We start from the raw sequence: 18,762 nt of genomic DNA, 5'->3' as shown, positions 1-18,762 counted from the left end.
CTAAAAACAGCTAAAACACCGGACATTCGTCCTTTTATTTTTAAATGTTTCAAAAATGTTAAATTAATCGTAAATCACTGTAAATAAACACTATTTTGTAATTGATTTGTCACTTTATATGCCTAGCATACGATGTTCCTTAGTCGGGTAAAACAAAATCGGGAACAATACTAATGTTAAAGAAAACACTTTTGGCAAGCGCAATTGCCTTGGCAACAGCCAGTGCCAATGCGAATGTGATCATTTCGGAATACGTTGAAGGCGGCAGCTACAATAAAGCGGTTGAAGTTTATAATGCAGGCGATACCGCAGTTGATTTATCAACTTACGCACTAAACTTTTACTTCAATGGTAAGACGGAAATTGGCCGTACGATTACGCTTGCTGGTGAGCTTGCACCTAACACTACTTATGTTGTTGCACACTCACGTGCAGCGGAAGCGTTAAAAGCAAAAGCGCAGCTTGATACTGATGGCAGTTGGTTTAACGGTGATGACGCGGTTACATTAACTAACAGCGACACTGTGGTTGATAGCTTAGGCCAAATTGGTGTCGATCCAGGTTCAGCTTGGGTAAGCGGCGATGTACGCACTCAAGACCGTTCGTTAGTTAGATTAGAATCTGTAAAATCTGGCCGTACAGATGCGTATGCGGCGTTTGACGGCGAACTTGAATGGATGGCATTGCCAAAAGATGATTTTTCAAATGTGGGTAGCCACAATCAGCAAACAGAAGAGCCGGACCCAGTTGAATGCGGTGGTGATGCAACTCTTATTAGTGCTATCCAAGGGAATGGTGATGCGAGCTCGCTTGTAGGCGAAACAGTTGAAGTGCAAGCAGTTGTTACTGTAAGCCTGCAAGGTGACGATCAGTTAAAAGGCTTTTTCTTACAAGAAGAGTCATTTGACCAAGATAGTGACTTAACCACATCAGAAGGTATTTTTGTTTATTACAACAAAACTGAAATAGCACAAGGTGATGTTGTAAAACTACGTGCAAAAGTAGAAGAAAAATATGGGCAAACTCAACTTGCTTATGTTGGTGATCTTAAAGTGTGTGGCACAGAAAGTTATAGCGCGACAGAAATAACACTACCAGCTGAAGGTGGCTTAGAAGCGTATGAAGGTATGCTTGTAAGTGTATCTAATGAGCTAGTTGTAAATGACACTTATGGTCTGTCACGCTACGGCGAGTTAAAACTTGGCACAGAACGTTTATTCCAAAGCACACAAGTTGCACTGCCTGGTGATGCTGCAAATGCAGTAGAGGCTGAAAACAAGCTTAAATCTATTACATTAGATGATGGTTCAAGCGCGCAAAACCCTGAGGTGATCCCATACCCAACGCCAGAACTTGATGCTTACAATACATTGCGTCTAGGCGATAAAGTAAATGGCCTTACCGGTGTACTTGGCTATGGCTATAGCCAGTACCGTATTCACCCAACAACAACACCAAACTTTATCCCTGAAAATGAGCGTAGCGAAGCGCCAGACGTTGTTGAAAACAGTAATTTACGAATTGCGAGCTTTAACGTACTTAATTACTTCAATGGTGACGGTCAAGGCGGTGGTTTCCCAACGCCTCGTGGTGCAGACACTGCAGAAGAATTTGAACGTCAAAAAGCAAAAACAGTGAGTGCAATTTTAGCGCTAGATGCAGATGTGATTGGTTTACTTGAAATGGAAAACGATGGTTTTTCTGATTTAAGTGCAATTGCTGATTTAGTTGCGTCTTTAAATGCCGCTCAAGCAAACGATACCTATGCCTTTGTTAATTTAAACACGGAACAGGTCGGTGGCGACGCAATTATGTCGGCGATTATTTATCGCAGTAATAAAGTGGCGGAAATAGGCACAGCTGCGTTCACTGAAGCAGTTCCGTTTGATTACGGAAACCGCCCACCAGTAATGCAAACCTTTACAGATAAGCTAACCAAAGAGAACTTCTCTGTAGTGGTTACTCACTTACGTTCTAAAGGTAGTTGTAGTAAAGCGGAAGGTTTAGATGCAGATCAAAAGGATGGTCAAGGTTGTTGGAACCAAACTCGCGTTAACGCAGTTAATAAACTGAATGAGTGGTTAGCGACTAACCCAACTACTGTAGCTGATGAAGATATGGTAATTCTTGGCGATATGAACGCGTATGGTGAAGAAGACCCAATCTATGCATTTGTTAACAATGGTTTTGTAAACATTAAAAAGCAACGCTTTGGTCATACACGTGATTACTCGTATGTATATCAAGGTCGCATTGGTAGTTTAGATCACGCATTTGCATCAAGCAGCATGTATGACAAAGTAGTTGGTATTCAAGATTGGCATATTAATGCTGACGAGCCAGTTTCACTTGACTACAACATGGAATACAAATCAGATAAGCACCTAGCAAGTTTATATGCCGATCACGCTTATCGTGCATCTGATCACGACCCAATCGTAATTGACTTTGATACACGCCCAGCGCCAACAGTTATTGAAGGTACATTTGAAAACCTATCCGGTTGGTTCTGGTGGGATCACCGTACTATTGAACTGCCAGCGGGTTTTGATACGTTAGAAGTGTCAATTGAAGGCGATGGTGAAGCAGATTTATATGTGCGCCACGGTAAACAGCCTAACTTCTTTAAATATGATTGTCGTCCATATTTATGGGGCAGCAACGAAACATGTACGCTAGACAAACCTGAAGAGGGTAAGTGGTATTTCCGTCTGCGTGGTATTTTACCGTATGCAAATGTGACGCTGCGCTACAAAGCAACTAAGCAAAATTTCTAATTGTTACTCGTTGAACAAAAGAGCGGCATTTGCTGCTCTTTTTTTTGCAATATGGTAGCGTATACGCGATTTGATAATACCGGTTACGCTATGCTAAATGACACCATTCAACAGCAAATATGCCAAACTCTTGGCAAGCCAAATATTCACCAAGTAGATACCTTCAAAACAGTTTGGAGTGGCTTTGGTGCGCTGCATCGTATTTCGTTTGCACAACATGATGAATCAGTGGTAGTAAAATCCATTTGCAAACCAACTGAAATACACCACCCGAAGGGCTGGAATAGTGACTTTGCATCTGCTCGAAAGCTAAGTTCTTATCGCAATGAACAATATTTTTATCGCTACTATAGCAACAAGCTTAATGTCGTCACGCCACAATGTTTAGGGTTTCTGGAAGCTATAATACACAGTATTTACTGCTCAGTGATTTAGCATCTGCGGGGTTTGAAGCCATAGCCGAAGGTGATATCTCAGCGGTTAAAGGAATTCTTGATTGGTTAGCGTGTTTTCATGCGCAAAATATTAATGTCAGTGACAATAAGCTATGGCAGCAAGGTGGTTATTGGCATCTTGCGACGCGTCCGGATGAGTTAAACGCAATGTCGCATACAGCGTTAAGAGCGGCAGCGCCAGAGTTAGATCATCAATTGCGGAGTTGTCCCTATCAAACACTTATTCATGGCGATGCTAAAATTGCTAACTTTATGATGTCGCAAAATACCGTTGCAGGGTATGACTTTCAGTATGTTGGCAAAGGCATTGGTATACAAGACGTAATGTTGTTACTCAGTAGTGCATTTACCAGTGAGCAACTATATGCTGTTGAGCATGAGTTACTGAGTTATTATCAAACGGCGTTTTTAAAGTATTGTGATGTGTTTGCTAAGCCGGGCGGTACGCAAATTTTATCGTGCTGGTTAGCACTTTATAGCGTTGCGTGGGCGGACTTTGTGCGCTTTTTAGAGGGCTGGTCACCAAAACATTGGAAATTACATGAATATGCGTGGCATCACGCTAATAAGGCTTTAGCAAATATCTCGTAATAATTAACCTGAGAGCTGGCTAGCTATCGCTATTTCTGTATCTGATAAATTCGCTTCGCGTTAGCAAAACTGAGCTTTTGCCACAGTGCGTTATTAGGGCACAGGTCGTAATATTGTTGCCAAAGCGAGGCATAACTTGATGTCATTAAACAAATTGGAAAGTTACTGGCAAACATAACGCGGTTTTCGCCAAAATGCGTAATTAGTGTGGTTAACACCGTTTTTCTGAATGGATCGTTTAATGGCAAGTCTATCATTTCAAACCCAGAGTACTTTATCGCGATATTATCAAAGCGTGCCAGTTTTTTGATTGCTGTGTGCCAATCATCAAACGATTCAGCTGTAACCAGACCTGCGTGATTTAACACAATATTTAAAGTGGGGCATGCTTTTGCTAAATCACATAAGCGCTTTGTGATAGGGTGTTGGTGAAGTTCAAACTGCGCCTCAAAGATTAACTGATGGCTTTCAAGCAAGGCAAAATTGCTTACGACTTCTGGTTTTAATAATCGCTCGGCATCCGCTCCTTCACTAATATCTCGAATGCCAACAAAAGTAGCATAGCGTGAAAAGTCCTGAATTTGCTCTTTAAAAGTATTAGGGTCTTGGTCAATTTGCGTATAACTTATCGCACAATGCGCGCGTTTGTATTTTTGTTCTAAAAAGGCGATTTCGGCCGCGGGGTGAGTATTATTAAAACCCGCTTCAATATGCGCGTAGCCGTCAAGCTGAAGATGTACCGGTAGTTTTAAATCGGCTGGTGTGAAATTGCGTTGAATTAAACTAATTTTTGGCCAAGGGGGCAGTGCATTTTTGAGCCAAAAATAATCACCTTCATCTAAATCAAAAAGATGAAGGTGAGGGTCGAATATAGCGTTATTGCGCTGTGTATCCACCGTCAATAACCTGCAAGCTACCGGTGATAAATGTCGCTTTATCACTGACCAAAAAGCCAATGTAATCTGCTACCTCAGTTGCCTGACCTAAACGGTTAAGCGGTTGTAGTGCTTCTTCTTCAGCGTGTACTTCGGCCTTGTTAGCGCCGCTTTTTTCACAGTAACTATCGATAGCTGCATGATAAAGCGGTGTATCAATGGTACCTGGACAAACAGCGTTGGCACGAATGTTATATTCGGCATAGTCTAACGCGGTGGTACGTGCCATTGAGGCAAGTGCCGCTTTAGATAAGTTATATGCGAAGGAGTTTCGCTTACCAATAAGCGCTTGATCAGACGCTACTAGCACAATTGCGCCGCCGTTTTGTTTCATAAAAGGTAGCGCATGCTTAATTAGGCTAAACGCGCCTTTCACATTCAACGAAAATAGCTCGTCTAGCATCTGTTCAGATGTGTTTTCGATGTTAGCTGAAAGGTGGCGACCTGCATTAGATACAACCACATCAATCGATTGATGTTGTTGCCCTATATTTGCAATCACGTTGCCAACCGCATCAACATTGCTCACATCGCAATTGATAAAATGCCCGACTTCTGAATGGCTAATATCCAGGTTGTAAACGGTATAACCATCGTCAATTAATCGCGAAACGGTAGCAAGGCCAATGCCTTTACTACCGCCAGTAACTACTGCTACCTTACTCATAATTTAGTGGCCGCAACCGCCAGCGCCATGCACATGGCCGTGCGATAACTCTTCGCTTGTTGCTTCGCGTACTGATACAACTTCGATATTAAAGGTTAAATCTTTACCGGCAAATGGGTGGTTTAAATCACAATCAGCGTTAAAGCGACCAACTTTAATGATTGTCACTTGGCGTTGACCTTGATCGGTATGCACAACGGCAGTCATGCCTGGCTTCCATACTTTAGCACCTTGTAAGTGCTTTAAAGGAATACGCTGAACGGCATTATCGTGGCGTGGGCCGTACGCGTCTTTAGCTTCAAGCTCAACGCTAAATTTCTCATCAGCTGCTTTGCCATCAAGCGCATTTTCTAAACCTGGTAACATGCCTTCATGGCCATGAAGATAAGCTAGTGGAGAGCCATCTTTGCTTGATTCCAACTGAGTGTCACCTTCAAAAACGGTGTAATGAAATTCAACAACGGCGTCTTTTGCGATTTGCATAATAATCCTAAATTTAACAATTTTTCGCAGTATATATGAATTCAGATTAAGACGCGAAAATCAATTGTTTAATGTCGCAGTTTGGCTAATTGAAAAGTAGGGCAGTTGCTCGGTGATATCGCCAGATGTAAGTATGTTTTGAGGCGCCGCTTTAGCTTGCGTAATAATAATTTTTAATTCTTGCCCTGGTTTTATAATGCCTTTGCGCGGCAATGCATTCCAATCACGCAGCTGCTTGATGGTAACATCAAATAAAGTGGCAATGTGCCAAAGGGAGTCGCTCGGTTTAACCTGATAAGATACTTCTAATCTTTCAATTTCCGGTTTTGCCCGTTTGATGTACCGGCTAATGGCATATTCACGCACTAAACTCGGCATGCTTTTACTGCTGGCGGGTAAGATTAAACGCTGCCCGATATACAATACATCTGTTGTTAAACGATTAAGCGCTTTTAACTTTGAAATTGACGTGTTCGTGAGGTTTGCTAAGCGGTATAAAGAGTCCCCTTTTTTAACTGTGTACCCTTTATTTGTGCCATAGCGGCTAAACAACAATACTTGTTCTAGTGTGACGCCGAGCTTTTTTGGTAGCAGCAAGTGAAAGGGGCCATTTGGTGCACTTTTATCGGCGATATAGGCGCGATTTAGTTTTAATATTTCCGCGCTAGGCACTTGAAGCAGTTCTGCAATGACAATAATGGAAAAGGGCTGCTCTACATCGATGATACGAGTAGAGGATATGCTTTCCACAGGTGGAAAAAACGACGGATTGTTCGCAATCAGTTTATTCACCGCTAATAGCTTAGGTACATAATCTTTGGTTTCTTGCGGTAATGGCAAATGCCAAAAATCTACCGGTTTAGCGTTATGTTTATTTATACGTATTGCCTCTTTTACTTTACCCTCACCGCAGTTATACGCTGCGATTGCTAACAACCAGTTTTTGTCAAAAGTCACGTATAGTTCGTTTAAATAACTCAGCGCAGCATGGGTTGAAAGCGCTAAGTCAAAGCGGCCATCGTAATATCCGTTAATTGGCACATTATAATGCTGTGCAATCAGTGGCATAAGTTGCCAAATTCCCGCCGCGCCTTTTTGTGATTTAGTCATACGAAAATCACTTTCAACAATGGGCAGTAGGGCTAATTCTATCGGCATATTACGTTTTTTAAGCTCTGCAACTATGTAGGGTAAGTATGGCTTTGCACGTAATGAAATATTGCTGGCATAAAACGATTGTTGCGAATACCAGTGTAATTTATCGTCAATTCGCGGGTGTGAGAGGTTTGCTAGCTGTCTATTTTCAGCAATAAGTTGCCAAATATTCGATTTGTCGCTCACGGCAGATGCAGTTGGTGCTACTAATGCAAGTAACAGCGATAGCAATAGACCTTTTAACTCGGGTGAGCGACACATAACCAGCATGCCTTTTCAGGAAAACTTGGTTTAAGTGTAGACAAGAAAAAAGTATCAGAAATGACAAAAAAGCAAAAAATTGATAACTGTAAGATTTAAAAGAAGTTAAAAAAACTTGTTACAGAATAAGGGCTTGTCGCAAAAACAAAGGGTAAGGCTATAAAAATCAAGGCCATAATTAAATAGCTTGATGCACGCATTGCGCTGATTTTTTTGAGCTGTAAAAGCGAAATGCCACTCACAATACCACCTGCTACCAAACAGCTTCCCCACAATTGAACTTGTAACACAGTTACCGAGTTTTGCGTATTTAAAAGCTGGCAAATAACCACTGCATCTACAATTAAAATGACAAAAAATACTAAACTAATAACGAGTAGTTTGATGCCAAATAGTTGAGGTTTTTGCATGGCCAACGGTTTTTAGCGGTTAAAGGTGTGACATTAATATCGCAATAGTAAAATAATTTCCAGAACAATCTGAGATATATTATTCGACTGCTGACAACAACTTAACAATCAGTTGGTTCATTTGCTTGGTATGTTGCGCGTCAGCACTGAGTAATTGGTGACAAAGATTCAACGCGACCATCAGCAATACTTTATCATCGCTTTTGGTGTGTGCACGCTGTTTAAATTCGTTTAACTCATCGTTTAAACGGTTGGCTGCAGCAAGCAGCTCATCTTCTTTGCCTTTTGGGCAAGCAATCATATGTTGCTTGCCAAGTAAGGTTATTGCGAGGCCTTGATTATCACCTTGCGCCATAAATTAACTTGCCGCTTGCGAAAGCTTAGTAACAAGTTCGTTTAAAGAAGCTGCTTGTGAGCTACTCGATTCTTCAAGCTCCATTAATTCAAGCTGCGATGTTTCAAGCTCGTCTTTTGCTTTAGCTAACGCAGTTTCAAGCGCTTGCTTTTCTTCTTTTAGGGTTTGGTTTTGGGAGATTAATTGGTCAACTAACGAATGTAGCGTAGAGTATAAATTGTCGCTCATAATGGCACGCCTTAAATAATAATTAATAAATGTGACAGTAATATGTAAATATGGGTATTGGATGGCGATAGCAAGGCTAAGTTCAAGGAAATTTAGCTAAAATCGTTTAACTGCGCAAAATCTACCCGTAAAACATGTATAAAAGAGTTATAATGCAGCAAATTTACGTTTAGGGCTGTATATGCTTAGCTATCGTCACTCTTTTCATGCAGGTAACCCTGCTGATGTTATTAAACATTTAGTATTAATTGAAACGCTTACTTATCTTACGCAAAAAGATAAGCCACTTGAATACATTGATACCCACTCAGGTGTTGGCATTTATCGTTTAGCCAATGCAGACGCCCAAAAAACGCAAGAGTATTTAGATGGAATTGCTAAGTTATGGCAATACATAGGTGATAACCAAGCAATTGCAAATTATGTTGAGCGTGTAAAACAGTTTAATAAAGGGGAACTTGAATTTTATCCAGGTTCGCCACTTGTTGCTGACAGCTTGTTACGTGATAGCGACAAACGCTGGTTATTCGAACTGCACCCGCAAGACAGCGAAAGCTTAAAAAACAATATGGCTGAGCTTAGCACGCGTCGCAAGCAAACCTACGTTCGTAAAGAAAACGGATTTACAGGATTATTAGGTTTACTACCACCGCAAGCAAAACGTGGTTGCGTATTAATTGATCCTCCTTATGAAATAAAGTCGGATTACGAGCAAGTTGTTAAAACCGTTAAAAAAGCCAACGCGAGATTTAACAGTGGCACTATTATGATTTGGTATCCTGTAGTAACACGCGAGCGCATTGAAAAAATGGAGCAGGGGCTTATAGCATCGGGTATTCGCAATATTCAGTTATTTGAGCTTGCGACGAGCGCAGATAGTGATGAATTAGGTATGACGGCCTCAGGCATGATTGTGATAAACCCACCATGGACATTGAAAAAAACCATGGACGCATGTTTACCAGAACTTGTTTCCTTGTTATCGGATGACGGTGGTTTTTACCGTAGCGAACAACTCGTTGAAGAATAAAAAAAAGCCGCAAAATGCGGCTTTTTTTATGTATTAAGCAAGCTTTAGTTAGTTAAAATATACGGCACTAAACTGAGCAATTTTTTCTTTTTTCTCGTTAAATAAGGTTAATGACTCACCCTTTATTTTGTATTCAAACGTATCTTGCAATACTTGATGCATTGCACTTTCAAGGGTGTTCGCCGTACCTTGGCACATCATCATGGTACTGGCCATGCCTTTAAAGCGCAGGCCAAACTCTTTTGCTAAATAGCCACCCATAAAGTTATTACAGCCAGCAAATCCACGTGCATTACCATCGGTTTTTAACTGTACAAAGACTTCTCGTGCACCTTCAGGTGTGTTCACTTGAGCATCTTGTAACATGGTGGCTTTCCAATAAGTATTTGTCAGCGGTACGTCTGGTTTAATTGTTGGGGCGATTTTAGTCACTTTTAGTCGTAGCGGATCGCTGTTATTTGCAAACGGGTTATTTGATTGCGTTGTGGTATACAATAACTTGCCGTCTTTACGGATCTGTGCGCGTACGTTGTAGCGCATGTTGTCTTTAATGAGTGCTTCATCATAAGTTAGTGCAACGCGATAAGGTGGCGCAGTATCAAGCGTGGTTAATTTACTACTGATCACGGTCGCGGCAACGTCCATTTTTGATACATCTTCAAGCGTTACTGTTAACTCGGCATTAGGCGGCAACATGCTGCGGTCTAAATAAAATACTTCCGTATTTAAGGTGCGCATTGTTGATTGCTGTACTTCAGGGGCAGATTGACACGCGGTTAATGTAATTGTGCTGGTGGCAATAAGTGAACATAAAAACAAAGGTTTAGCAAAGCGATTCATAGTAGTTCCTTTATCTTGTTTAACGAAATTAAGTGGACTTACACAAGTGCGTGTTGAGCTTTGCTCTTTGCAAGTTCAACACCGCGTATTTTAAAGCGCTATTATTAACTTATGCTTAATGCTACGTAGCTTAATTTATTTTAGTTGACCTGAATGTTAGTTCGGTACATTGAGCAAACTCAGCTTTTTTTCAAGTTGTGTAACTAATTCATTTTCATTTATTTCAGGGTGATTTAGCCCGTATAGCAAGGTCATAAAATAAAGATCAATGATCACATCAGCATGATGTGCATTTGCGTTGTTATCGTGTATTAGCTGGTGTTTAAATCGTGCTAACTGAGGAGCAAGTTCACTGTGTTGCCACATGATCGTGCCAAGTAACTCTCGACTAAACTCGCGCTGAGATAAGTAAAACGGGTAGAGCGCTTTAGCATAGTGCGACATACGTTCAATTGCAGTATGGCTTTTATCTTTTTTGCTGGCGTTTAACAGTACTTCATCTAATTGGTCTGAAAATCCCGCTTTTAATATGTCTATTTTACTTTTGAAATGACTAAATACTGTGCCGTTGGCAACACCAGACGCCATAGCAATATCGCGCGTGCTGGTATTTTGGTATCCATTTTCTTTAAAAAGCAGCCATGCAGTTGTAAGAATAAGTTGTTTTGTTTGTTCTTTTTTTGACACGTTTTCCTCCAGTACACGTGCTATTACACCAGCTTTATAAATTAACGCAATAAAAATTGTTGTTGATTTTTGAGCGTGCTCAATAATAAAATGAGCGCGCTCAATTTGTTTTAGGAGTGAGTATGGAACATTTAAAACGATTACTTGGCTCGGTTATTTTTCTGCCGTTTATCTTTTGTTATAGCTATGTTGTTGGTCCGCTGCTTATGGCTGTTTTAGTGCCTGGTGGAGTAGTGCTGTTGCTACTTATTTTAGGCTTTAAAGATGGAAAAAAGGCGTTTAAAGATGCGTTTTTACAAAAGCAGATCGGTAAAAAATAAAGTTACGGCAATTCAATTTCCAAGTGTTATTAGCAAAGGCTGCGGGGCGTGTTACAAAGACGCATTTATGTTTACTGCAAACAAAGCTGACTTAACTGCACAGCAGGTTTATTTTGCTATTTTTGCTGAGTTGCCACAGTGGGTGAAAGGACTTTTGACACTGCGTAACAAAGTCGTCTCACTGTTTGGCTTTTTAGCAACAGATAATAATATGGGAAGTAGTTTGACCTCGATGAAAACAGGCGAGAGCGCTGGGTTTTTGCGTTATCAATTGGTAAGCGATGAGCAAGTTGTCAGTACCAGTGAGGAGCCCAATATGGCAATTTGGCTAACGGTAAAACGGGTGTCGCAATGTCAATTTATTGTTGCGACAGAGGTGGAGTTAAGAACGTTAAAAGGGCGAGTGTATATGGCAATCATTAAGCCATTCCATCGATTTATTGCGCCATTTTGCATTCGTTACGCATTAAAAATGAATCGAATATAAAACATAAAAGCCAGCATGTGCTGGCTTTTATTTGCAATCTATTTAAGTAATTTAGCTTACGCTTTCGTTACTTAACCTCTTTACCTGCTGCTTGTAAATCAGCGTGGTAACTAGAGCGTACAAACGGACCACAAGCTGCATGACTGAAGCCAATTTCATCAGCATAGTCTTTTAATGCATCAAACTCGACAGGTGGCACGTAGCGCTTAACTGGTAAATGGTGCTTAGAAGGCTGTAGATACTGACCCACAGTAAGCATATCTACATTATGTTCACGTAAGTCGCGCAACACTTCTTCAATTTCGCTAATTTCTTCGCCCAAGCCAACCATTAAACCTGATTTTGTTTTAACGTTCGGGTGAGCTTCTTTAAAGCGACGCAGTAATTCAAGTGACCATTTGTAGTCAGCACCTGGACGTGCAAGCTTATAAAGGCGCGGCGCTGTTTCTAAGTTGTGGTTAAACACATCTGGTGGCGTTTCGGTTAAAATCTCAAGGGCTTTATCCATACGACCACGGAAGTCAGGAACTAAAATTTCAATCGTAATACCTGGATTGTGTTTGCGAATTTCGCGAATACAATCGGCAAAGTGCTGTGCACCACCGTCACGTAAGTCATCACGGTCAACAGACGTAATTACAACGTAACTTAGCTTCATATCTTTAATCGTTAAGGCAAGCTTTTCTGGCTCTTGTGCATCAGGCTTCAGCGGTCGACCGTGGGCAACATCACAGAACGGGCAACGACGGGTACAAATTGCACCTAATATCATAAAGGTTGCTGTGCCGTGGTTAAAACACTCAGACAAGTTTGGACAAGATGCTTCTTCACAAACTGAGTGCAAACCATGCTTACGCATTGCGCTTTTAATGCCGTCAATACGCTCACTTGATTTAGGTAAACGGATTTTTAGCCATTCTGGCTTGCGCAGCATTTCTTCTTTTTCAGTTGGCATAACCTTGACGGGGATTAGTGCCATTTTTTCTGCATCACGAAGCTTTACGCCCGGTTGCATTTTTACAGGTTTACTCATTGATTAAAAACCTACTACTTGCTCATATTCAGTGGTACCTAATTTTTTAACTAGGTGCTTTACCAGCCCGCTTGACGCTTCTTCTAGCGTTTGTGGGCCATTAATTTGTTTGGTTTGTAGCATTTCCATTCCGGCATAACCACATGGATTAATGCGTAAAAACGGTTCCATATCCATATCGATATTTAACGCAAGACCGTGAAAAGAACAGCCACGACGAACGCGAAGACCCAAAGAGGCTATTTTCTTTTCGTCGACATATACGCCCGGTGCATCGGCTTTGGCGTACGCCTTGATACCGAAATCATTTAGGGTATCGATCACCGTTTCTTCAAGCCACGTAACCAATTCGCGCACACCAATTTTGAGACGACGTAAATTAAACAGTACATACAGTACTTGTTGGCCTGGACCGTGATAGGTTACTTGGCCGCCACGATCAACTTTAACTACCGGAATATCACCGGTCATTAATAAGTGTTCTTCTTTGCCTGCTTGACCTTGGGTAAACACAGGGTTGTGTTCTACCAACCAAATTTCATCAGCGGCATTTTCGTCGCGCGTGTCGGTATAGTCCTGCATTGCCTGCCATACCGGCTCGTAATCTTGGCGATTAAGCTGTCGAACGATCAATTTAGGCATATTAATAGGCCTTACAGTACGTAACGTACGTCTGCGATTGAGCCAAGCTCAGTGTAAATTGTTTCGATATGTTCTTTGCTGGTGACTGTTGCAACTAAACTTACAGACTCATAATTACCTTTGCTGCTAGCTTTGGTTTTTGGTGCGTAGTCGCCAGGCGCTAACTTTTGCATCACAGTTAATACTTGCGAGGTTAAGTCAACATTTGCAAGGCCCATTACTTTAAAAGTAAAAGGACAAGGGAACTCTAAAAACTCGTCAAATTTAGTATTTTTAACCGGATTAACCACATTTCACCTCAGTAATTATAGGGTTATTACGACCATTTAGCTGGCCCTAAGAAAATGCCCGCTAGTCTATCATAAATTCAAAAAAACGCTTATTAATAATGTTTATCTGTCTTTGGCAATTTACAAATAAAAAAAGCGCCATTTGGCGCTTTTTTTATTAATTAACAGATTAGTTGTTAATTTGTAGACGAATGTAATCGTAGATTTTGCTAAAGAAGCTACCTTCGTTAATTTCTTCTAGTGTTACTAGTGGATATTGTGCAATATCTTCACCGTCTAGTTGTAAGAACAAAGTACCCACTTTTACACCTTTTTCAATTGGTGCTTCAAGTGTTTGGTCTAGCTCGAAATTCGCTTTTAGGTTTTTCATTTGACCACGAGGAATAGTGATCGGTGTATCTTCTAAAATACCTAGCGATACCGTTTCTTTGTGGCCCATCCAAATACGCTGCTCGGCAAAGCTGTCACCGGCTTTATATGGTGTCACTGTTTCGAAAAAACGGAAACCGTAGTTAAGTAATTTGCGGCTTTCTGTTGCACGTGAACGCTCGCTCTTAGTACCCATTACAACTGATACTAGACGCATATTGCCTTTTTTAGCTGAGGTTACAAGGCTGTAGCCAGCTTCACTGGTGTGGCCTGTTTTAATACCATCAACGTTTAGGTTTTCATCCCACAACAGTGAGTTACGGTTATACTGCTTAATGCCGTTATACGTGAACGACTTCTCTGAGTATAGCGAGTACTCAGCTGGTACGTCACGAATGAGTGCAACACCTAAGGTTGCCATATCACGTGGCGTAGTATAGTGCTCTGTAGTATCTAACCCGTGGCTGTTGATAAAGTGCGTATTACTCATACCTAATTTTTGTGCATGGGCATTCATTAAATCAGCAAATGCTGGTTCGCTACCTGCAATGTGTTCTGCCATTGCTACACACGCATCATTACCTGATTGAACAATAATGCCGCGGTTTAGGTCTTCTACCGATACTTGTTTACCTACTTCGATAAACATTTTTGAGGAGTCAGGGAAGTTTTTTGCCCACGCTCTTTCACTGATGGTAACTTGATCATCAAGCGAAATATTACCGCTTTCTACCTCAAGACCAATCACATAGCTGGTCATCATTTTGGTTAAACTTGCCGGTGCTAGCTTAGTATCAGCTTCACCTTCGGCAATTACTTTACCTGTTGTAAAGTCAACTAAAAAATAGCCCTTAGCATTGATTTGAGGAGGCGCGGGGATGATTTGTGCTTGTAGTGAAAAGCACGACGCTGCTGCAATAGCAGCAATAACTGTTTTTTTAATTCGATTCATTGGCTTTTTGGGTCAATTGTATTAGTTTTGGGTATTTTGCGTTAATTATCCTAAAGCAATCAGTCACTGTAAAGCATGAATGCGTTTTCATGGCTGTTTGCCTTAATTTTATCGAGTAATTCTTTCGCAACTTGCGCATTGTCGATTGGACCAAGGCGTAAGCGATAAATTCCATCTTTTTTCACAATTTTACTGTCTACCTGATGTTCTGCCGTTAACGTTTTAGCAAGTACGCCTAAGTGCTCGATACTTTGCGCTGCGGCAATTTGGATATAGGCTTTGTGATGATTAGTTTCCGGAACTAGGGCTTCTATTTTTACTTTCGCGGTACCTTTGCGATGATAGCCTAGTTTATATGCGGCGGCGTACGATAAATCGATAATACGATCATCGTGAAATGGCCCGCGGTCGTTAACGCGTACCACTGCAGTATTGCCATTTTCTAAGTTGGTAACACGCACGAAACTGGGTAACGGTAAGGTTTTATGTGCTGCGGTCATGGCGAACATATCGTAAGGCTCACCATTAGATGTGGCGTAGCCATGGAATTTTCGCCCATACCAAGAGGCTACTCCCGTTTGGCTGAAGCCTACTTCACTGTGCAATGGCTGATAACGCTTGCCGTGCACTTCATAAGGTCTGCTCGCAGAAATGCTTTTTTTTTCAGATGTTACGGCAACATCTTGCATTTCTTCTGGCAATGGCGCGCGCAGGGGCGCCGCATCATGACGCATACTGTAGCGACCAGACGGCGCACATGCGGTTATAGAAATTAGTATTGTTAAAAGTAGTAGGTGTTTCATTGTGTTATTTCACCAGAATACGCTTATGGGTTGCAATAGACATAATAATACCGAACCCCGCAAGCAGGGTTACCATGGACGTACCGCCATAGCTGATAAGGGGAAGGGGAACCCCTACTACAGGTAATAACCCTGAAACCATACCAATGTTTACAAAAACATAAACAAAGAAGGTCAGGGTAATACTCGCTGCTAATAATTTGCCGAATGCATCTTGTGCACTGACAGCAATAAATAAGCCGCGAGCGATAATAAACAAGTACAAGCTCAGTAAAATAGTGACACCTATTAGGCCAAATTCTTCACTCAGCACGGAAAAAATAAAATCGGTGTGGCGCTCGGGCAAAAATTCTAATTGAGACTGCGTGCCATGCGTCCAGCCTTTTCCTTCAACACCACCAGAGCCAATCGCAATTTTAGACTGAATAATGTGATATCCCGCACCAAGTGGATCGCTCTCAGGGTCGAGCATGGTTAGCACCCGCGTTTTTTGGTATTCGTGCATGCCATAATGCCAAAAACCGTAAATTGCCGCCGGTGCAATGGCTAACGCACCTAAAATAAGGCGCCAATGAAGACCTGCAAAAAACAACACAAATAAGCCAGAACTTGCAATTAGAATTGATGTGCCTAAATCGGGTTGCTTCATGATTAAACGTGTTGGAATAGCGACAATTAACAAGCCAATTGCTAAATGACGATATTTCGGTGGCAAATGATAACGGCTAATATACCAAGCAACCATTATCGGCATGGCGAGTTTCATAATCTCAGAGGGTTGAAAGCGAATGCCCACATTGAGCCAGCGCTGTGCACCTTTACTTGATACACCAAAAAACATGACGGCAACCAGCAGGGCAACACCAACCACGTAGATGGGCAATGCCCAGCGCCGCATATTTGTGGGTGATACTTGGGCAAGGGCGAACATAACAAATAGGCCAAGTCCAATACGGGTTGCTTGACGAAATACTAAATCAATATTCTGACCGCCGGCACTGTAAACTACCACTAAACTGCCGCTCATTAAGACTAAAATTGCCACAAGTAATGGCCAGTCTAAGTGTAATCTATCCCAAATCGTTTTATTGTGATTGAGCGCCTTCACGGTTTACCTACCAAAGATTCTGGTTTATTCGAAAAGTAATAGTCCATTAATGTACGCGCAATCGGTGCCCCAACGGTTGCGCCGCCACCGGTATTTTCAACGGCAACTGCTATTACAATTTCAGGCTTTTCATAAGGGGCAAAACCAATATACATTGCGTTATCGCGATGGCGCTCGTCTAGTTTCTCTGCGTTGTAGCGCTCACCTTGGGCGATACTTTTTACCTGTGCAGTACCTGTTTTTCCACCTGCCGTGTATTGTGCACCAATAAATGCTTTATGCGCCGTGCCCGTTTTTTTATGTACTGTGTTGTACATCGCACGTAGTGCAATATCCCAATTTTCGTCATTTTTAAGTTGCACGGGTGGCTTTTCATCACGGGCTATAATTTGTACTTGGTCGCTCAATTTAGTTGCTGACACTAAATGCGGCTGATAGCGCAGGCCCTTGTTCACCATGATGGCCATGGAGTTGGCTATTTGCATTGGGGTGGCGGTCCAATAGCCCTGACCAATTGAAATATTGGGTGTGTCGCCTGGGTACCAAGGTAACTTGTATGTGACTTCTTTCCACTCTCGCGATGGCAAATTGGCTGTTTTTTCTTCGTGAATATCAATACCCGTGCGCTGACCAAAACCAAATTGATACATAAACTCGCTAATTTTATCGATGCCTAAGCGGTAACCCACTTCATAAAAGTAAGTATCGCAACTTTCTTCGATTGCTCGATATACATCGACTTTGCCGTGCCCCCAAGGTTTCCAGTCACGCCAACGGTGATCCGCTTTCGGTAATTTAAAAAAGCCAGGGTCGTACAATTCGGTTGTTTCAGTAACAACGTCTTCATCAAGCGCCAACATTGCAAGGTGTGGTTTAATTGTTGATGCCGGTGGGTAAACCCCTTTGGTTACACGGTTAACAAGAGGTCTATCGGGGTTGAGCAGTGCTTTGTAATCTTTGCTACTAATGCCGTGAACAAATAAATTAGGATCGTAACTTGGGTTTGAATAAAAGGCTAAAATACCGCCGTCACGGGCATCCATCACTACAACCGCACCACGCATGCCATCAAGCGCCGCTTGTGCTATTTGCTGTAAGCCAATATCCAGCGTCAGAATGAGATCTTTGCCAGGTTCCGGAGCGGTTGATTTTAGCGTGCGTAAAATTCGCCCGCGGTTATTTATTTCAACTTCTTCGCTACCAACGGTGCCATGTAATATTTCTTCGTAGTATTTTTCGATGCCTAACTTACCGATATCACGAGTTGCCCGATAGTTTACGTCGCGGCCTTCCATCTCAAGCTCAAAGTGCTCGGTTTTATTCATCTTGGCAACATAACCAATGGCATGGGTTAGGGCATCGCCATAAGGGTAATGACGCGCCAAGCGTGCTTCAACGCTAAAGCCTGGATATTTGTGTTGGTTAACAGAAAACAATGCAACTTGTTCTGGGGTTAGGCGCGACTTTAAAATTTGGCTTTTAAAACGACGTTTGCGTTTACTGTTTTTAAGAAATTCTTGTTGCTGCTCTTGGCTAATATCAAAAAGAGCGGAGACTTCGTTTAAACTTTTTTCGAGGTCGTCTGATTCTTCGGGGATTACTTCAAGATTATAAACAGGGCGGTTTTCCGCGAGTAGTACACCGTTACGGTCGTATATCAGGCCACGGTTTGGCGCAATTGGAATGACTTTAATGCGATTTTCGTTGGAGCGAGTTTGGTAACTTTGGTGTTGATTAACTTGTAAATTAAACACGTTAACAAACAAGATGCCAATAACAATCATGACAAACACAAACGCCACAAACGCGCGGCGGGCGACTAAATTAGCCTCCGCTGAGTGATCCCTGATAGTAGCGCGTTGTTTTAGCATCTAATTGTTTTTA

The 18,762-nt window shown here is 41.8% G+C and carries 22 protein-coding genes; 6 read left to right on the top strand and 16 right to left on the bottom strand.

Annotation, left to right across the window (positions count from 1 at the left end; translation table 11 throughout):
• Positions 1–173: 173 nt before the first annotated feature.
• The 3 genes from C2M30_RS10735 to C2M30_RS10725 are packed head-to-tail and all read left to right on the top strand — an operon-like array spanning position 174 to position 3,823.
• Positions 174–2,777 (top strand): ExeM/NucH family extracellular endonuclease, encoded by a 2,604-nt coding sequence (locus C2M30_RS10735; RefSeq protein ID WP_105171623.1) that lies wholly within the window; start codon positions 174–176, stop codon positions 2,775–2,777.
• Between the two features lie 51 nt (positions 2,778–2,828).
• Entirely contained in the window at positions 2,829–3,212 is a 384-nt protein-coding gene (locus tag C2M30_RS10730; protein ID WP_105171622.1) for a hypothetical protein, read from the top strand.
• Positions 3,158–3,823, top strand: a complete 666-nt coding sequence (locus C2M30_RS10725; RefSeq protein WP_105171621.1) for a phosphotransferase — start codon at positions 3,158–3,160, stop codon at positions 3,821–3,823. The genes C2M30_RS10730 and C2M30_RS10725 overlap by 55 nt, the downstream gene beginning before the upstream one ends.
• A 29-nt stretch (positions 3,824–3,852) precedes the next feature.
• Here the strand turns inward: C2M30_RS10725 and C2M30_RS10720 are convergent, their stop codons facing one another.
• From C2M30_RS10720 to C2M30_RS10690, 7 genes are all read right to left on the bottom strand, one after another.
• Positions 3,853–4,719 (bottom strand): amidohydrolase family protein, encoded by an 867-nt coding sequence (locus tag C2M30_RS10720; protein ID WP_158683380.1) that lies wholly within the window; start codon positions 4,717–4,719, stop codon positions 3,853–3,855.
• A complete protein-coding gene (locus C2M30_RS10715; protein ID WP_105171619.1) occupies positions 4,700–5,425 on the bottom strand; it encodes an SDR family NAD(P)-dependent oxidoreductase in 726 nt (241 codons plus the stop codon). Before C2M30_RS10715 ends, C2M30_RS10720 begins: the two co-directional genes overlap by 20 nt.
• Before the next feature lie 3 nt (positions 5,426–5,428).
• Positions 5,429–5,908 carry an FKBP-type peptidyl-prolyl cis-trans isomerase gene (locus C2M30_RS10710; protein ID WP_010560427.1) on the bottom strand — a complete coding sequence of 160 codons (480 nt, stop codon included), beginning with the start codon at positions 5,906–5,908 and terminating at the stop codon, positions 5,429–5,431.
• 60 nt (positions 5,909–5,968) lie between these two features.
• Positions 5,969–7,324, bottom strand: a complete 1,356-nt coding sequence (locus C2M30_RS10705; protein WP_158683378.1) for a LysM peptidoglycan-binding domain-containing protein — start codon at positions 7,322–7,324, stop codon at positions 5,969–5,971.
• Between the two features lie 95 nt (positions 7,325–7,419).
• A complete protein-coding gene (locus C2M30_RS10700; RefSeq protein ID WP_105171617.1) occupies positions 7,420–7,734 on the bottom strand; it encodes a hypothetical protein in 315 nt (104 codons plus the stop codon).
• 79 nt (positions 7,735–7,813) lie between these two features.
• Positions 7,814–8,089 carry a cell division protein ZapA gene (locus tag C2M30_RS10695; protein WP_010560424.1) on the bottom strand — a complete coding sequence of 92 codons (276 nt, stop codon included), beginning with the start codon at positions 8,087–8,089 and terminating at the stop codon, positions 7,814–7,816.
• A 3-nt stretch (positions 8,090–8,092) separates the two neighbouring features.
• The gene (locus C2M30_RS10690) at positions 8,093–8,317 is read right to left on the bottom strand and encodes a hypothetical protein (protein WP_010560423.1); all 225 of its coding nucleotides are present in this window, start codon (positions 8,315–8,317) and stop codon (positions 8,093–8,095) included.
• 181 nt (positions 8,318–8,498) lie between these two features.
• Between C2M30_RS10690 and C2M30_RS10685 the strand changes: the two genes are divergently transcribed.
• A complete protein-coding gene (locus C2M30_RS10685) occupies positions 8,499–9,347 on the top strand; it encodes a 23S rRNA (adenine(2030)-N(6))-methyltransferase RlmJ (protein ID WP_105171616.1) in 849 nt (282 codons plus the stop codon).
• A 48-nt stretch (positions 9,348–9,395) separates the two neighbouring features.
• Here C2M30_RS10685 and C2M30_RS10680 read toward each other — a convergent pair whose 3' ends face one another.
• The gene (locus tag C2M30_RS10680) at positions 9,396–10,187 is read right to left on the bottom strand and encodes an META domain-containing protein (protein WP_105171615.1); all 792 of its coding nucleotides are present in this window, start codon (positions 10,185–10,187) and stop codon (positions 9,396–9,398) included.
• Positions 10,188–10,343: 156 nt separating this feature from the next.
• Positions 10,344–10,874, bottom strand: a complete 531-nt coding sequence (locus C2M30_RS10675; RefSeq protein WP_158683376.1) for a TetR/AcrR family transcriptional regulator — start codon at positions 10,872–10,874, stop codon at positions 10,344–10,346.
• Between the two features lie 122 nt (positions 10,875–10,996).
• On the opposite strand from C2M30_RS10675, the gene C2M30_RS10670 reads away from it, so the two are divergent.
• Both C2M30_RS10670 and C2M30_RS10665 read left to right on the top strand, forming a co-directional pair.
• Positions 10,997–11,194 (top strand): hypothetical protein, encoded by a 198-nt coding sequence (locus C2M30_RS10670; RefSeq protein WP_105171613.1) that lies wholly within the window; start codon positions 10,997–10,999, stop codon positions 11,192–11,194.
• Entirely contained in the window at positions 11,160–11,681 is a 522-nt protein-coding gene (locus C2M30_RS10665) for a DUF2867 domain-containing protein (protein ID WP_158683374.1), read from the top strand. The genes C2M30_RS10670 and C2M30_RS10665 overlap by 35 nt, the downstream gene beginning before the upstream one ends.
• A 67-nt stretch (positions 11,682–11,748) precedes the next feature.
• Here the strand turns inward: C2M30_RS10665 and lipA are convergent, their stop codons facing one another.
• From lipA to mrdA, 7 genes are all read right to left on the bottom strand, one after another.
• Positions 11,749–12,714 (bottom strand): lipoyl synthase, encoded by a 966-nt coding sequence (lipA, locus tag C2M30_RS10660; RefSeq protein WP_054978448.1) that lies wholly within the window; start codon positions 12,712–12,714, stop codon positions 11,749–11,751.
• 3 nt (positions 12,715–12,717) lie between these two features.
• A complete protein-coding gene (lipB, locus tag C2M30_RS10655) occupies positions 12,718–13,356 on the bottom strand; it encodes a lipoyl(octanoyl) transferase LipB (RefSeq protein ID WP_239031301.1) in 639 nt (212 codons plus the stop codon).
• A gap of 11 nt (positions 13,357–13,367) precedes the next feature.
• Complete coding sequence (gene ybeD / locus C2M30_RS10650) at positions 13,368–13,646, bottom strand: DUF493 family protein YbeD (protein WP_010560415.1); 279 nt, start codon at positions 13,644–13,646, stop codon at positions 13,368–13,370.
• A gap of 169 nt (positions 13,647–13,815) precedes the next feature.
• Positions 13,816–14,967 carry a serine hydrolase gene (locus tag C2M30_RS10645; protein WP_054978450.1) on the bottom strand — a complete coding sequence of 384 codons (1,152 nt, stop codon included), beginning with the start codon at positions 14,965–14,967 and terminating at the stop codon, positions 13,816–13,818.
• Between the two features lie 59 nt (positions 14,968–15,026).
• The gene (locus C2M30_RS10640; protein ID WP_105171610.1) at positions 15,027–15,770 is read right to left on the bottom strand and encodes a septal ring lytic transglycosylase RlpA family protein; all 744 of its coding nucleotides are present in this window, start codon (positions 15,768–15,770) and stop codon (positions 15,027–15,029) included.
• A gap of 4 nt (positions 15,771–15,774) precedes the next feature.
• Positions 15,775–16,878 carry a rod shape-determining protein RodA gene (rodA, locus tag C2M30_RS10635; RefSeq protein ID WP_105171609.1) on the bottom strand — a complete coding sequence of 368 codons (1,104 nt, stop codon included), beginning with the start codon at positions 16,876–16,878 and terminating at the stop codon, positions 15,775–15,777.
• The gene (gene mrdA / locus C2M30_RS10630) at positions 16,875–18,749 is read right to left on the bottom strand and encodes a penicillin-binding protein 2 (protein WP_105171608.1); all 1,875 of its coding nucleotides are present in this window, start codon (positions 18,747–18,749) and stop codon (positions 16,875–16,877) included. The genes rodA and mrdA overlap by 4 nt, the downstream gene beginning before the upstream one ends.
• Positions 18,750–18,762: the final 13 nt, after the last annotated feature.

The organism is Pseudoalteromonas sp. T1lg24 (assembly GCF_002964745.1).
Classification (GTDB): Bacteria; Pseudomonadota; Gammaproteobacteria; order Enterobacterales; family Alteromonadaceae; genus Pseudoalteromonas; species Pseudoalteromonas spongiae.
This window is presented reverse-complemented; position numbering and strand designations above follow the sequence as displayed.

Excerpts from the sequence above, each read along its gene's own strand:
- C2M30_RS10735 (WP_105171623.1), top strand. The coding sequence starts at position 174 with ATGTTAAAGAAAACACTTTTGGCAAGCGCAATTGCCTTGGCAACAGCC.
- C2M30_RS10730 (WP_105171622.1), top strand. The coding sequence starts at position 2,829 with ATGGTAGCGTATACGCGATTTGATAATACCGGTTACGCTATGCTAAAT.
- C2M30_RS10725 (WP_105171621.1), top strand. The coding sequence starts at position 3,158 with ATGTTTAGGGTTTCTGGAAGCTATAATACACAGTATTTACTGCTCAGT.
- C2M30_RS10715 (WP_105171619.1), bottom strand. The coding sequence starts at position 5,425 with ATGAGTAAGGTAGCAGTAGTTACTGGCGGTAGTAAAGGCATTGGCCTT.
- C2M30_RS10710 (WP_010560427.1), bottom strand. The coding sequence starts at position 5,908 with ATGCAAATCGCAAAAGACGCCGTTGTTGAATTTCATTACACCGTTTTT.
- C2M30_RS10705 (WP_158683378.1), bottom strand. The coding sequence starts at position 7,324 with ATGTGTCGCTCACCCGAGTTAAAAGGTCTATTGCTATCGCTGTTACTT.
- C2M30_RS10700 (WP_105171617.1), bottom strand. The coding sequence starts at position 7,734 with ATGCAAAAACCTCAACTATTTGGCATCAAACTACTCGTTATTAGTTTA.
- C2M30_RS10695 (WP_010560424.1), bottom strand. The coding sequence starts at position 8,089 with ATGGCGCAAGGTGATAATCAAGGCCTCGCAATAACCTTACTTGGCAAG.
- C2M30_RS10690 (WP_010560423.1), bottom strand. The coding sequence starts at position 8,317 with ATGAGCGACAATTTATACTCTACGCTACATTCGTTAGTTGACCAATTA.
- C2M30_RS10685 (WP_105171616.1), top strand. The coding sequence starts at position 8,499 with ATGCTTAGCTATCGTCACTCTTTTCATGCAGGTAACCCTGCTGATGTT.
- C2M30_RS10680 (WP_105171615.1), bottom strand. The coding sequence starts at position 10,187 with ATGAATCGCTTTGCTAAACCTTTGTTTTTATGTTCACTTATTGCCACC.
- C2M30_RS10670 (WP_105171613.1), top strand. The coding sequence starts at position 10,997 with ATGGAACATTTAAAACGATTACTTGGCTCGGTTATTTTTCTGCCGTTT.
- C2M30_RS10665 (WP_158683374.1), top strand. The coding sequence starts at position 11,160 with ATGCGTTTTTACAAAAGCAGATCGGTAAAAAATAAAGTTACGGCAATT.
- lipA (WP_054978448.1), bottom strand. The coding sequence starts at position 12,714 with ATGAGTAAACCTGTAAAAATGCAACCGGGCGTAAAGCTTCGTGATGCA.
- lipB (WP_239031301.1), bottom strand. The coding sequence starts at position 13,356 with ATGCCTAAATTGATCGTTCGACAGCTTAATCGCCAAGATTACGAGCCG.
- C2M30_RS10645 (WP_054978450.1), bottom strand. The coding sequence starts at position 14,967 with ATGAATCGAATTAAAAAAACAGTTATTGCTGCTATTGCAGCAGCGTCG.
- C2M30_RS10640 (WP_105171610.1), bottom strand. The coding sequence starts at position 15,770 with ATGAAACACCTACTACTTTTAACAATACTAATTTCTATAACCGCATGT.
- mrdA (WP_105171608.1), bottom strand. The coding sequence starts at position 18,749 with ATGCTAAAACAACGCGCTACTATCAGGGATCACTCAGCGGAGGCTAAT.